This is a genomic window from Gelidimonas diazotrophica, assembly GCF_055694025.1.
Genome location: NZ_CM146349.1, coordinates 2,696,089 through 2,709,545, shown reverse-complemented (window position 1 = coordinate 2,709,545; position 13,457 = coordinate 2,696,089). Strand labels below are relative to the sequence as shown.

Sequence of the window (13,457 nt, the reverse complement as noted above, 5' to 3'; positions counted from 1 at the left end):
TGCAGCTGATAGATTTTAATTCCGCTGGACAGCCTTAACAATTAACCGTTCAGCATGGTTACATTGTGATCGCAACCTTCAATACACCATCGCGCTGGTTTGCGAATAATTCATAGGCTTCCTCGATCTGATCGAGCTTGAATCGATGCGTGACCATGGGTTCCAAATCGACCCGACCCGAAGCCACCACATTCATCAACCGGCGCATGCGTTCTTTGCCGCCGGGGCAGAGTGTGGTGATGATCTTGTGATCGCCCAGTCCGGCGGCAAAGGCATCGAGCGGCAAGGTGACTTTGCCGGAATACACCCCAAGACTGGAGAGCGTTCCGCCTGGCTTGAGCGCGCGCAGGCAACTTTCAAACGTCTGTTGTGTGCCCAAAGCTTCAATCGCGACATCGACGCCACGCCCGTTGGTCAGGCGCATGATTTCGGTAAGCGGATCAGTCTTGGTAAAGTTGATGGTGACATCGGCGCCCAGCTTCTTCGACACTTCCAGTCGCGCATCCACGCCATCCACCGCGATGATCAGGCTTGCGCCCCTGAGTTTTGCGCCGGCTGTCGCACACAAGCCGATCGGTCCCTGTGCAAAAATCACCACCGTGTCGCCGATCTTGATCCCGCCGCTTTCGGCACCGCCGAAACCCGTGCTCATGATGTCAGGGCACATCAACACCTGTTCATCGGTGAGCCCGTCCGGAATCGGTTCGAGATTCGACATTGCATCCGGCACCAGCAGATATTCCGCCTGACAGCCGTCAATCGTATTGCCAAAGCGCCAGCCGCCGCCCGCCTTACCGCCGCACTGGGATTTATGACCGTCGAGGCAAGTATGGCAATGTCCGCACGGCGTAATCGCACCGACGATAACCCGTTGCCCGACTGTATATCCAGTGACGCCCGCGCCTAATTCCTCAATCACGCCCACCGGCTCATGACCAATAGTGAGCCCTGCCTCCACCGGATATTCTCCCTGGAGGATATGCACGTCGGTGCCGCAGATTGTGGTGGTGGTGATTTTGATTAACGCTTCGCCAGCACCGACAGCGGGTATTGGCTTTTCTTCGAGGGCGATCTTGCCCGGACGGATGAATACTGCTGCTTTCATGGTGCGCATCGCTGTTCTCCTAAAAACCTACGGGATTAAAACCGCTTCATACTGCTATAAACAAGCTGATCCGATGTTGTGATGGGATAAGCGGCGCGGTGCTCCATTGTTTTTTGATGAAGTGAAAACATAACGGTTTGTCCCTGTGGTAATCGCAGAGAACGGGGATATCCGATGTACGCATGCGCGGCGTGGGTAAAAACGTGCGTAATTCCATTTCTAAATTAACTGTGCACTTTGTCGACTTCGCTTGCCGTACATGCAATAAGTGTGCTGAATTACAACCTTAATATAAAAGGCATTGATTGAGACGATGCAATTGCTTGCCCTCCAATACAATGGTGAAGGTATCGCTGCCCAAACTACAGGAAATCGGCTCGACCACCGTGAGCGTGGCCGCGGCCGCGATGACAGCATCTACGGCGTTGCCACCGGCCAGCGATGAAACATTTTTGTCACTTGTATAAATTCACTCTACATGGGAAGCCACTAGTCCAGATCTTGTTCCTTCATCCAACGCCACAATGTTGAGCGGCTGATGCCGAGTTTTTGAGCGGTGGCCGTCCGGTTTCCATTGCTACGTTTCAGGGCATCAATTAAACGTACTTTAAGAATATCGACGTCGCCTTGTACATTGAACTGATCCGGCAAAAATAATTCAGGACAATCTTCGCGTAACCCAACATAATTGATCGATCCAATATCATCGAACTGCAGTACGTAGACAGCGATCCGGTCAGCGATGTTTTCCAATTCTCGTACGTTCCCTGGCCATGCATAGGCTGCGAGATAAGGCAGCAATGGATTCAATACGGACTCCGCATCAAGTTCACTGGACAGCTTTCTGAGCGAGCGTCCCACGAGCGTTTGTGCCAGCAGAGCAATGTCGCTCGGCCGCTCCCGTAATGCGGGAAGCCTCAGCCGCAGCGTGTTGATACGATAGTACAAATCCTGACGGAAACTGCGTTCAGCGATCATTTCCTGTAATGGCTGGTGTGTGGCTGCGATCACACGCACATCGACTGGAATGGTGGTGACGCCGCCTACCCGGATAATTTCGCGCTCCTGTAGCACCCGCAGCAAGCGTGTTTGCAGCGAGAGCGGCATATCGCCAATTTCATCAAGGAACAGACTACCTGTGTGAGCCGTTTCGAATAGGCCGCGTTTGCCGCCCCGCAGTGATCCCGTAAATGCACCCTCCTCGTAGCCGAATAATTCGCTCTCCAGTAAAGCCTCTGGGAATGCTGCACAATTAAGTGCGACAAAAGGTTGGCCGGCACGTGCGCTTGCATTGTGGATCGCTTGCGCGAATAACTCCTTGCCGGAGCCGCTCTCGCCTGCGATGAGCACGGTAAGATCGGTTTGCGCAAAACGTCGCGCGGTATGCACCGCGCGTTTGAACAATAGGCTGTTACCAATTAAATCGTCAAAGCTGTATTTTGCTGCGATCTGACGCTTGCGCTGTTGGATGCGCAACCTCGTATCGGCATCGGCAATCACTTGCGCGTCATATAGTGTCAATGCCGCGCCGACAATATCGCCGTATTCACGGATCGGTGTACGGTTTACGATCCAGTCGCGTCGCGCGAAGCGCAGCACCATTGCACGCTCCTCTACCCCGCTTTCCATGGTTTGGATTAATGACAGTTCCGGCTCAATTGCATCGAGCGGCTTGCCCAACAGCACGGTGTCCACCTTATTCAAAAGTTGCTGCATGCGCGAATTTATTGCGATCACCCTATGTCGCCGATCAACCGCGAGCACCGCATCCTGCAAATTACCGAGCACGCCGTTGAGCTGCTGGTAGCGGCCAGACTCCAGTCTCTTCACGCGGGCAAGTTCAATTGCATCGTCAAAGCCACGCCGAATACCGTTTAGAGAGTAGGCCAGAATACCGGAAAGACCTTGCTCTTCCGCAATTTCGACGACAACGCTGGAACCCACGATCACATTGAAACCATCCTCCTTGAGCCGCACGCAGCAACGTCGCGCATCGTCAGGTGTCTCATAGGCAAATTGAGCGACATCAAGCTTAAGGAGGTCCTTGACATCCTCAAGTTCTGGAATGGTGCGCCCGTACATGACGACGCCTACCCGTGTTGACATGCTTCGCGCCCTGATCAGGGCCTGCAACAATGAAAAGCCATCGAGATGAATAATGGCGACCGGAATGCGTATATTTTTTCGCAGAATCGCACCGTTAGAGCCGGCGCTGATAAAAACGTCAACCGAATCAGACTTAATACGTTCGCGGGCAATCGACAGCGCTACGTCAAACGCACCCTCGACGACTTCGATATCGGCCTTGTGCGCATATTCGGCAATGATAGGACCGGCAAATTGTGCGATATGGCGATACGCCAGGAAGCAAACACGAGGAAGGGCAGTGGAAGTTATTAAACGTTCAGCCATAGAATAAATTCGTGTCAGTGACACATAATATTGTTGCAATATTGTTGCATGAAACATGCTGCATAAATTTTTAAAGTGAAAAAAACATTAAAATCAATTACTTAGAAAAATATATAAGGCTGGCACGCTCCATGCTAAGAATAAAGAGAAGATAAAACCTCAACCTTAGAGACACATAATGGCACTCGAACACATCACGGTATTGGACCTTACCCACATGCTGTCTGGCCCATACGGCACCATGCTATTGGCAGACCTCGGGGCGCGCACCATCAAAGTGGAACCACCGGGCAGCGGCGAAGGCACACGCCGACTACTCGAGCAGGATACTGACTATTCCATCGATGGCATGGGTGCTTACTTCCTGACACTCAACCGTAACAAGGAAAGCGTGTGTGTTGACTTGAAGACAGAAGCCGGCAAGGCCGTTTTTTTTGACATGGTCCGCAAGGCAGATATTGTCTACGACAATTTTAGCGTCGGCGTCACTGAACGCCTTGGCATTGACTATGCTTCCCTATCCGAGATTAATCCTCGCATCATTACCTGCTCGGTAACAGGTTTTGGCCAGACCGGGCCAGAAATTCATCGCCCTGCTTTCGACCAAGTCGTCCAGGCCATGGGCGGGGGCATGTCCATCACTGGCACAGAGGCTGATGGACCGACGCGTAGCGGCATACCGATTGGCGACTTGTGCGGCGGCATATTCGGTTCCATGGGCGTACTGGCTGCGATCGTGCAACGCGACCAGACCGGAATCGGTCAGCATGTGGACGTTTCAATGCTTGACGCCCAGATCTCGATGCTCAACTACATGGCCACCATGCACCTAATGTCGGGCATTGTTCCAACAGCCATTGGTAACAGTCACTTTGTGCACGTTCCCTATAATAGTTTTACAACCAGCGACGGTCACGTCATTGTCGCCTGTATCGGCGATGCGTTTTTCGAACGTTTCGTCAATACTATGGACCTACCAGCATTGCGCAACCCCGCATTCCTGCAGCAGCCAGTACGCTACGCGGCCAAAGCGGAGATCGAAGCCATCATTAATGCAAAGTTGAAGACGGAATCGACCATTTACTGGCTCGAAAAGTTGCAAGCGGCACGCATTCCTTGTGGACCAGTAAATAATCTTGAGCAGGCCCTCAACGATACGCAGATCCAAGCGCGAGACATGGTTGTGGAAGTGACGCTGGCGTCCGGAAAAAAAGTGCGCATGCCCGGTAATCCAATGAAACTTTCGGCATCAAAGCAGACCGGCTATGTACGCCCGCCCGACTTGGGGGAGCACACAAGCGACGTCCTTGAAAGCCTGCTGGGCTACTCGCAAGAAACGATGAAACAATTGCGCTTGACTGGCGCCATAGGTTAAGGATGCACGATCATGGAACCTATTTATATTACAGACGTATCACCGCGCGATGGATTGCAAAATCAGACAGTACAGATATCAACTGAAGCGAAACTAAAGCTCATTTCCCTGTTGCGCGAAGCTGGCGTGGCTAGCATCGAAGCGACCAGTTTTGTCTCTCCCAAAGCGGTCCCTCAAATGGCAGATGCTGCCGATCTGCTGCAGCAGATTAATTTCACATTTCCCGACCTGCGTACTTCGGTTCTGGTGCCGAATCTGAAGGGACTGGAACGTGCATACTCTGCAGGAGCTAAGGAAATTGCAGTGGTGCTGTCAGTCACCGAAACGATGAACCAAAAGAACATCAACATGAGCTTGGCGGGTGCCATCACAGCCAGTGAACAGACGCTACGCCAAGCACGCAAATATGGCTTGCGCACGCGCGCCTATATTGCCGTTGCCTTCGGGTGTCCGTTCGAGGGCACACCGGCACTCGAACGCGTGGTGGCGCTGGCGGTCAGCATGCGAGAAGCTGGCGCAGATGAAATCGTGATTGCCGACACCATCGGTGCGGCTTCGCCTTTGGACGTCAAGGAGCGGATGACCGCATTGGCGAATGCAATTCCACTCTCGCAACTGGCAATACACCTGCATGACACGCGTGGCATGGCAGTCGCCAATGCCTGGGCTGCGCTTGAAGTGGGCGTTCGCCGCTTTGATTCCAGCACAGGTGGCATTGGTGGCTGCCCGTTTGCACCAGGTGCGGCTGGCAACCTTGCAACAGAAGATTTGGTGCTGATGGCGGAGCAGAGCGGCTTCGCCACCAGCATCGATCTCAACCGACTTCTTGCTGCGGTCGATTTCGCAGAAATTGAATTGAAACGTGCTCTCGGTGGCCACGCAAGCACATGGCTACGTCGCCAGCAGAGTCAGTAGTTCTCAATGGAAAAAAGCCATCAACTCCCCGTTAAAAGTAGCCTGCTCGGGACTCTCGGCAGTTCTTACTTGTGGTTTAGGTTCATGCATCAAGTTGTGCCGTACGCGAAAAATAATATAAAAATGACTAAAGCTTTCGAGCTTGCAAGGTCAGCAAAATTTACCTTTAATTTCAATAGGAGACACACCAATGAAACTCACTCGCCCTTTTCATGCAGCCGCAGCATGCTGGCTCCTTTCCTTCACCGCGATGGGTACTTCCGCCTCCGCAGTAAATCTGACGGTAACCCATTGGGCTGACGGTATGTACGGCGTCCCCTTTGCCGTGGCACTGGAAAAAGGTTATTTCAAAGAGGCTGGCATCGATGTCACTGGATTTATCACTTCACAGGGCGGTGGCACTACGGTGCGCAACGCGATGGCGTCCGAGATCCCATACGGCGAGGTCGCGCTTCCGGCTGCAATTGCAGCATTCAAGCAAGGGGTAGAACTGACCATCGTGCACGGTGGTGTGCTGAGTTTGGCCGACATTTATTGGGTCGCGAATGCTGATTCTCCGCTCAATTCGATCAAAGACCTGAAAGGTAAGAAGCTCGGCTACAGCAGCCCGAAATCGGTGACCGACATGGTGTCGACGATGTCCTTGAGCAAGGCTGGCATTTTGCCGAATGTGGACCGCAAAGCCGTGGGTAGTCTGTCTGCAGCAATTACCTCTCTGCGCGAGGGTGCAATCGATGTGATTTATACGACGGAACCAGTTTACAGCCGCGAAAAAGCCAGCCTAAAAATGGTATTCAAATCGACTGATGTGATCCCCAATGCCACCCAGACTGTCGGTGTCGTACGCACTGATTACCTCAAGAAAAATCCGGGTGTCATCAAGGCGATCATCGCCGCACGCCGCAAGGGCGTCGAATTCGTTCTAAAGAATCCGAGTGAGGCAGGCGACATTGTTGCGAAACACTACAAAATGTCAGCGGACATTGTAAAGATGTCCATCAATGAAATCCTCGCATCAAAAGGAACCTATTGGAGTACGGGCAAACTTGACTACGAGGGAATGAACACCATGTTGTCCGGCCTTGTGCTTGTAAAGGCAGTTGAGCCTGGCCCATTCGATTGGTCCAAAATAGTTGATGAGAATCAACTCCCTGCCGACCAGCGTAAATGAGGATGGATAAGATGACTTCTCTTGCGACAGGAGGGGCTGCCGTGCATTCCGCAATGGCTAGCAATACCAAGACGCACGTCGCCATCAATGAAGCAACCAGGACCTTCACCGCGCGTGATACTGGCCTCCCATTTCACGCGCTTGGCCCAGTCACATTCGATTTGCGCGAGGGAGAATTTTTTTCCGTTGTGGGACCATCCGGCTGTGGAAAATCGACATTGCTTGATTTGCTGGCTGGACTGTGTGCACCGTCCAGCGGTACCGTCCATTTTGAGGGAAAGCCGGTGACCGGCGAGGTGCCGGACGGGGTAGCCGTGGTATTCCAAGAAGACGCCAGCTTTCCATGGCTTAACGTTTTTGATAACGCCGCTTTTGGTGTACGTCGCAGCGGTCTGCCGGAAAATGAAATCAAGGAGCGTGTCGACCATGCGCTGGCGTTCATGGGACTGTCCAGCTTTGCTCGCGTCTATCCATCTCAACTTTCGGGCGGCATGCGCCAGCGCGTATGCATCGCCCGAGCGATGGTGTTGCGACCACGCCTGATGCTGCTCGACGAGCCGTTTGGTGCGCTCGATCAACAGACGCGACTGCTGATGGGCGAGGAAACACTCAAGCTTTGGCGCGACACTGGCTCCACCGTCATGCTCATCACGCACTCGATCGATGAGGCCGTTCTTCTGTCTGACAGGATTGGGGTCATGTCGTCACTTCCCGGTACGTTTATCGATATCGTCGAAACCGGCTGGAGCCGCGAGCGTGATTCCCAGACCGCGATGGATCCGCGTTACGGCGCCTTGCAAGCGAAAATATGGGGCATGTTGCGTGAAGAGTCGATCAAGGCACTAAGGATAAAGTCATGACAGCGATCGCGATTGTCCATCCTGCTCCTGCCAGGCAGAGCAGGATGATGCAGGCATGGTTAGCGCATCGTGTCATCTTGCTGCGCATTGCGGTTGTGGTGTTCAGCGTGCTGCTGCTGGAAGTAGCCAGTCGGCTGGGATGGATCAACCCTGTGTCCTTCATTCCTCCGTCAAAGATGGTACGCAGTGCATGGGACATTTTGATCGCTGGCACTTATAAAACAGATATTTTACTTACACTGTCTGCCGCCAGCCTTGCCGTCATTTTGGCTGTGGTATTCGGGTTTCTATTCGGCGTATTGCTCTTTAAGCTGCCAAGGGTGCGGCGCGTGCTTGACCCATTGCTCTTGTCCTATTACGCCGTGCCAATCTTTGTGCTATATCCGATGCTCATTGTGCTTCTGGGCCTGAATCGCTGGCCACTGGTTGCGCTTGGTTTTCTGTTTGCGGTGGTGGCGATGGCAGTCAATACGCTAAATGGACTTGAGCGCGTACCCAATGTCCTGCTGCGTACCGCCCGCATGCTACGCATGGGCAGGATACAAGAGGTTTGCCTGATTACCTTGCCCGCCAGCCTGCCATTTGTTTTTACCGGCATCAAGCTTTCTATCGTCTATTCCTTTATCGCCGTAATCGGTGGGGAGTTTGTGTTGTCTGGCGCAGGCTTTGGCTATCAAATCGCCTATGCGTACAACAATTTTGATAACCCGACGATGTACGGACTGATGATGTTGCTGCTGGTCTTTGTCGGCACGCTCAATCTTCTGTTGCACACTGCAGAACAGCGTCTGTATCAACGCCGTGTGCTAAAGGAGATGGCATGACATCCCAGACCAAACTGCAATCAAAAATGCAAGCGACCGCCAGTTCTCCGCGTTGGGGCGATGTTGTGCTGCTGATAGTGGCAATACTGAGTCTCTGGACGCTCGCCAGCTGGTTTTTCGGCGCTACGGTCTGGCCCGATCCGATGCGCACGTTCGGGCAAATTTGGATCGAAATCAGTGACGCCGAATTTGGCGATCACCTCGCTGAAACCAGCAAGGCATTCGGAGTTGCTCTATGCATTTCACTGATAGGCGGCACCTTCATCGGTGTACTACTCGGCTCACGCCGCTTGGCTGGCGATGTGTTCGAACCGCTGCTCATCGCTCTGTACTCCATTCCGAAAATCGCCCTCTATCCGATTATCCTGCTTATGTTCGGACTGGGAATTTCCGCCAAAATCGCGTTCGGTGCAATCCACGGGATCATTCCGATGGTGATATTTACGATGACCGCAGTGCGCAACATTCGCCCAGTTTACATGCGTTCGATCCGAACCCACCGGCTGACAGCGTGGCAAGGTGCTGCGTATGTACTGATCCCGGCGGCTGTACCCGAAATCGTGGCTGGCTTGCGCATCGGTTTTTCCTTGACCCTTCTTGGCACTCTGCTCGGTGAGATGTTTGCCTCGCAGCGTGGCATCGGTCATTTGCTGATGCGTGCGATCGACCGCAATGACTCGCCCACAATCATGGCGCTGGCGGTCATGCTTTTTCTCTTCGCCACTGCAGTGAGCCTCGGCTTGCTGCAGTGGGACAAATACCTGCGCCGTAGCGCCTAATTAATTGGAACCGACACATGAGCACAACGAAGTCACTCAAGCAAATCCTGACCGCCGGCGAGTTTGTTATCGCGCCGGGCGTATTTGACATGTTCTCTGCCCGTATTGCAGACCAGCTCGATTTCAAAGCACTCTACATGACCGGCTATGGCGTCTCCGGCTCCTATCTCGGTGTAGCCGACGCCGGACTAGTCACATACACCGATATGGTGGGACGCGCGGCCACAATTGCCGAAGGCATCAGCAAACCCCTGATCGCCGATGCGGACACGGGCTTTGGCGGTCTGATCAATCTGCGCCGAACGGTGCGCGGCTATGAAGCGGCGGGGGTGCAGGCAATCCAGTTTGAAGACCAGGAGTCGCCTAAAAAATGCGGCCACACGCCTGGCCGCCAAGTGATTCCAATGGCAGACATGCTAAAAAAAATAGAAGTTGCGGTGGAAGCGAGGCGCAGTGACGACACATTGATCATCGCGCGTACCGATGCACGCACCAGTCTTGGGCTAGATGAGGCGATCAAACGCGGCAACGCTTATGCTAAAGCCGGCGCCGATATCATTTTTGTCGAATCACCCGAATCAGCCGACGAGTTTCGCCGCGTCGGTACCGAAATTGACTGCTGGCTGCTGGCCAATATGGTACCAACCGGACTTTCTCCGGAAATCAAGGCTGACACGCTGCATGAGTGGGGTTTCAATATCGCCATCTACCCGGCTCTGGGAATGGGGGTAGCTACTGCGGCGCTGGCCGCAGGCTACCAGTTCCTGCAATCAGAGCGCTCAACGGTTGGCCTTGACACGCCTTCCTACAGCATGGATCAGCTGCACAAGCTAATGGGATTTCCGGAGATTTTGGAGTTCGAACGACGTTATGCGCAGAAGGTGAATTGAGATGGCAAATACACTATTTGAGAAGGTGTGGAATATCCACCAAATTGCTGAATTACCTGGTGGTGTCAGCCTGCTGCATGTTGACCGTCACTTGATGCACGAACTGACTGGCGCAGCCGCGATCACGCAGTTGGAACAGCGCGGGATCGACATCCGCAATCCTGCGCTTACCTTTGCCACACTCGACCATGTGATATCGACCCGACCCGGGAGTACTGCGGGCGACGAGGAGTGGAGCACAGTGATGATCAATACCTTGCGTGAACAAACCGCGCGCATGAAGATTGCCCGCTTTGATATCAATGACGGACGCCAAGGGATCGTGCATGTGATCGGACCCGAGCTCGGATTAACTCTACCTGGACTAACCATCGTTTGCGGCGACAGCCATACCTGCACGCACGGCGCATTTGGCGCTATTGCCTGGGGTATTGGTTCGTCCGAACTCGTGCACGTATTGGCAACACAGACCATTCGGCAGCGCCGCCCTGAAACCATGCGCATCAATTTCAATGGAACGCTGCGCGCCGGAGTCGGTGCCAAAGACATGATTTTGTACGCGATTGGCGTACTTGGCACCTCAGCGGGCACGGGCTACGCGGTAGAATTTGCCGGCGAGGCCATCCACAGGCTCGATATGGAAGGCCGCATGACCGTGTGTAACCTATCGATTGAACTGGGTGCCAAGATCGGCATGATCGCACCGGACCAGGTGACATTTGACTATCTACATGGTCGCGATTTTGCACCACAAGGAGAGCAATTCGAGCACGCTGTCGCCCTCTGGAAACAGCTTGTATCAGGCAGCGATGCGGTGTTCGACAAGGAAGTTGAGATTGATGTAGGCAACATCAAACCTCAAGTCACGTGGGGCACCAGTCCGGAGCAGGTCGCGCCGATTGATGCGACAGTGCCGGATCCATCGTTGGAAACCAATGTCGCGCGACGGACCCAGCTCATGGGCGCACTCGCGTATATGCAGCTCCAGCCCGGCCAGCGTATCGACCAGATCCGGATTGACCGCGTCTTCATCGGCTCTTGCGCCAACAGTCGCCTGTCTGACTTGCAAGCAGCAGCTGCAGTCGTCAAAGGACGCCACATCGCTACCAACGTCACAGGTTGGGTCGTGCCCGGTTCCTTGGCTGTAAAACGCCAGGCCGAAATTGAAGGACTGGACAAAATTTTTATCGCTGCAGGATTCGAATGGCGTGAATCCGGGTGTTCGATGTGCGTGGGTGCCAACGGCGACCTGGTACCTTCGGGACAACGTTGCGTATCAACATCGAACCGCAACTTCGTCGGACGCCAAGGGCCGGGGGCGATGACGCACCTGGCCAGCCCCGCAGTCGCTGCCGCCAGCGCTATCGCCGGCGCTATCGCTTACCCCGAAATGATTGGATATCCTTTATGAAGCCAATTACTGTCGTCGAGGGCTATGCCGCGCCCATCATGCAGGACAACATCGACACCGATATCATCGTGCGCATCGAACGGATCGCCAAACTCAAGCGAGGCCAGTTTGCACCATGGGCCTTCGAGGCAATCCGTTACCTGCCTGACGGCAGCGAGGATACAAACTTTATCCTCAACCGAGAGCCATTCCGAAAGGCGAAGATACTCATAGCGGGAGCAAATTTTGGCTGCGGCAGTTCGCGCGAAATGGCGGTATGGGCAATTGAAGAATTTGGTATTCGCTGCATCATCGCACAAAGTTACGGCGATATTTTCTACGGTAACTGCTTGCAAAATGGCGTACTGCCGATCAGGCTTGAATGCGGCCAAATTGATGCGTTGGCCAGAGCCGCAGTGACCGGAGCCACAGTGGCAGTTGATCTGCAAGCATGTAGAATTTTCACCGCTCCCACGGGCCCAATTGAGTTCACGCTCCCCGACACGCAGCGCGAGGCTTTACTGAATGGTCTGGACGAAATTACTCAAACCTTAAATATGGCTGCGTCTATCGATCAGTTTCAGCAGGAAGACAGGCGTGCCCGACCTTGGGTTTATACCGCTTTCGATGCGACAAGGAGAACGCCAGAGGTCGTAGCACAAGTGTCCGGCACGCGTGCCACAGTGCCATGGTCCAGTCCAGCTGAATGAAAGACGCATCGTTGTTCCAAAGATGGCATACGAAACAGCCACAAAATAGGCTCCATATTCTCAAAGATTATCTCGCCAAAATCCACGTTGCAACCGCAACGTATCAAGGAGAAATTGGATGACCGAAAATACGGCCAAAGCCAGCCCGACGGACGGCATGCTCCGCGAATTATCGGAGGCCGAGGCCAGCGGCAATACACGCGCGATCTATGATGAGATCAAAAGTCTGTGTGGCGTGCCCATGGTGGCACTGATTTACCGCCACTTGGCAACCATACCGGGCGCCCTCGAATGGGCGTGGGCGTTGCTGAAACCTGTTCTGGCTGCTGGCATAGTCCAGGAGCGGGCGAAGGAGTTTGCCTGCCGCGCAGACATCCCGTCCATTCGCGCAATTCCGCGCGCGGCATTGCGCGTTGCTGGAATTATGGAGGCTGACGAAACGACGATCACGGCCATTCTCGATGCTTATGGTCGTGCGAATCCGATCAATATTCTGGCCCTCCGATGCCTGGCACTTCACCTGCATGGAATCTCTGCGAATACGACCGATCGCCTGGGTGTGCGCAGTTGGTCTGCGCCGCGAGTACTGGCATTATTGCCGGCTATGATCAATCCACAGGACATGGAACCAGCTGTTCGCGAATTGGTGTTGCTGCTCGCTGGACGCGGGGAATCGAAGGAGTCAGGAATCTGGCCAAGCCTTTATCGTCATCTGGCCCGTTGGCCGAACATGATCAGCTTTGCCGCAGTAATCGTAATGCCTGAGTTTCGTGCGATAGACGCGGCGGCAGCCCGTCTCCGGGAAGATGTCGTTGTCGCGGCAGCAGAGTTAGCAAGTCTGATGGTTCCTCTACCCAATATCGCGCCACCGATTGCATTGCATCGAGACCAGTTGCTATCGGCGATTGACAGCTTTACTTTACGTATCCCGGAGATGGTTGTAGTCGGCGAACTACTACGCAGGGCGATGCCTAGGCCAATATCTTAGCTTGTGACACTGCACGAATTGATGCACTCAAGGAAGGG

The 13,457-nt window shown here is 53.9% G+C and carries 12 protein-coding genes and 1 pseudogene; 10 read left to right on the top strand and 3 right to left on the bottom strand.

Annotated elements, in window-relative coordinates:
* Positions 1-58: 58 nt before the first annotated feature.
* The 3 genes and pseudogenes from KGFNPO_RS12570 to prpR all read right to left on the bottom strand — a co-directional run bounded on the left by KGFNPO_RS12570 (position 59) and on the right by prpR (position 3,517).
* A complete protein-coding gene (locus tag KGFNPO_RS12570) occupies positions 59-1,114 on the bottom strand; it encodes an NAD(P)-dependent alcohol dehydrogenase (RefSeq protein WP_472631605.1) in 1,056 nt (351 codons plus the stop codon).
* A 295-nt stretch (positions 1,115-1,409) separates the two neighbouring features.
* Positions 1,410-1,544, bottom strand: a pseudogene (locus KGFNPO_RS12565) (gamma-glutamyltransferase); the annotation flags it as partial.
* A 50-nt stretch (positions 1,545-1,594) separates the two neighbouring features.
* Entirely contained in the window at positions 1,595-3,517 is a 1,923-nt protein-coding gene (gene prpR, locus KGFNPO_RS12560) for a propionate catabolism operon regulatory protein PrpR (RefSeq protein WP_472631604.1), read from the bottom strand.
* Between the two features lie 178 nt (positions 3,518-3,695).
* On the opposite strand from prpR, the gene KGFNPO_RS12555 reads away from it, so the two are divergent.
* From KGFNPO_RS12555 to KGFNPO_RS12510, 10 genes are all read left to right on the top strand, one after another.
* Positions 3,696-4,892: a CaiB/BaiF CoA transferase family protein gene (locus tag KGFNPO_RS12555; protein WP_472631603.1), complete on the top strand. Its 1,197-nt coding sequence runs from the start codon at positions 3,696-3,698 to the stop codon at positions 4,890-4,892.
* Between the two features lie 12 nt (positions 4,893-4,904).
* Complete coding sequence (locus tag KGFNPO_RS12550) at positions 4,905-5,807, top strand: hydroxymethylglutaryl-CoA lyase (protein WP_472631602.1); 903 nt, start codon at positions 4,905-4,907, stop codon at positions 5,805-5,807.
* A gap of 190 nt (positions 5,808-5,997) precedes the next feature.
* Complete coding sequence (locus KGFNPO_RS12545; protein WP_472631601.1) at positions 5,998-6,978, top strand: ABC transporter substrate-binding protein; 981 nt, start codon at positions 5,998-6,000, stop codon at positions 6,976-6,978.
* Between the two features lie 53 nt (positions 6,979-7,031).
* Positions 7,032-7,838 (top strand): ABC transporter ATP-binding protein, encoded by an 807-nt coding sequence (locus KGFNPO_RS12540; RefSeq protein WP_472631600.1) that lies wholly within the window; start codon positions 7,032-7,034, stop codon positions 7,836-7,838.
* A complete protein-coding gene (locus KGFNPO_RS12535; protein WP_472631599.1) occupies positions 7,835-8,662 on the top strand; it encodes an ABC transporter permease in 828 nt (275 codons plus the stop codon). Before KGFNPO_RS12540 ends, KGFNPO_RS12535 begins: the two co-directional genes overlap by 4 nt.
* Positions 8,659-9,441 (top strand): ABC transporter permease, encoded by a 783-nt coding sequence (locus KGFNPO_RS12530; RefSeq protein WP_472631598.1) that lies wholly within the window; start codon positions 8,659-8,661, stop codon positions 9,439-9,441. The genes KGFNPO_RS12535 and KGFNPO_RS12530 overlap by 4 nt, the downstream gene beginning before the upstream one ends.
* Before the next feature lie 17 nt (positions 9,442-9,458).
* Positions 9,459-10,331 carry an isocitrate lyase/PEP mutase family protein gene (locus KGFNPO_RS12525; RefSeq protein WP_472631597.1) on the top strand — a complete coding sequence of 291 codons (873 nt, stop codon included), beginning with the start codon at positions 9,459-9,461 and terminating at the stop codon, positions 10,329-10,331.
* Between the two features lies 1 nt (position 10,332).
* Positions 10,333-11,742 carry a 3-isopropylmalate dehydratase large subunit gene (gene leuC / locus KGFNPO_RS12520; protein ID WP_472631596.1) on the top strand — a complete coding sequence of 470 codons (1,410 nt, stop codon included), beginning with the start codon at positions 10,333-10,335 and terminating at the stop codon, positions 11,740-11,742.
* Complete coding sequence (gene leuD, locus KGFNPO_RS12515; RefSeq protein WP_472631595.1) at positions 11,739-12,431, top strand: 3-isopropylmalate dehydratase small subunit; 693 nt, start codon at positions 11,739-11,741, stop codon at positions 12,429-12,431. Before leuC ends, leuD begins: the two co-directional genes overlap by 4 nt.
* A 118-nt stretch (positions 12,432-12,549) precedes the next feature.
* Positions 12,550-13,419 carry a hypothetical protein gene (locus KGFNPO_RS12510; RefSeq protein ID WP_472631594.1) on the top strand — a complete coding sequence of 290 codons (870 nt, stop codon included), beginning with the start codon at positions 12,550-12,552 and terminating at the stop codon, positions 13,417-13,419.
* Positions 13,420-13,457: the final 38 nt, after the last annotated feature.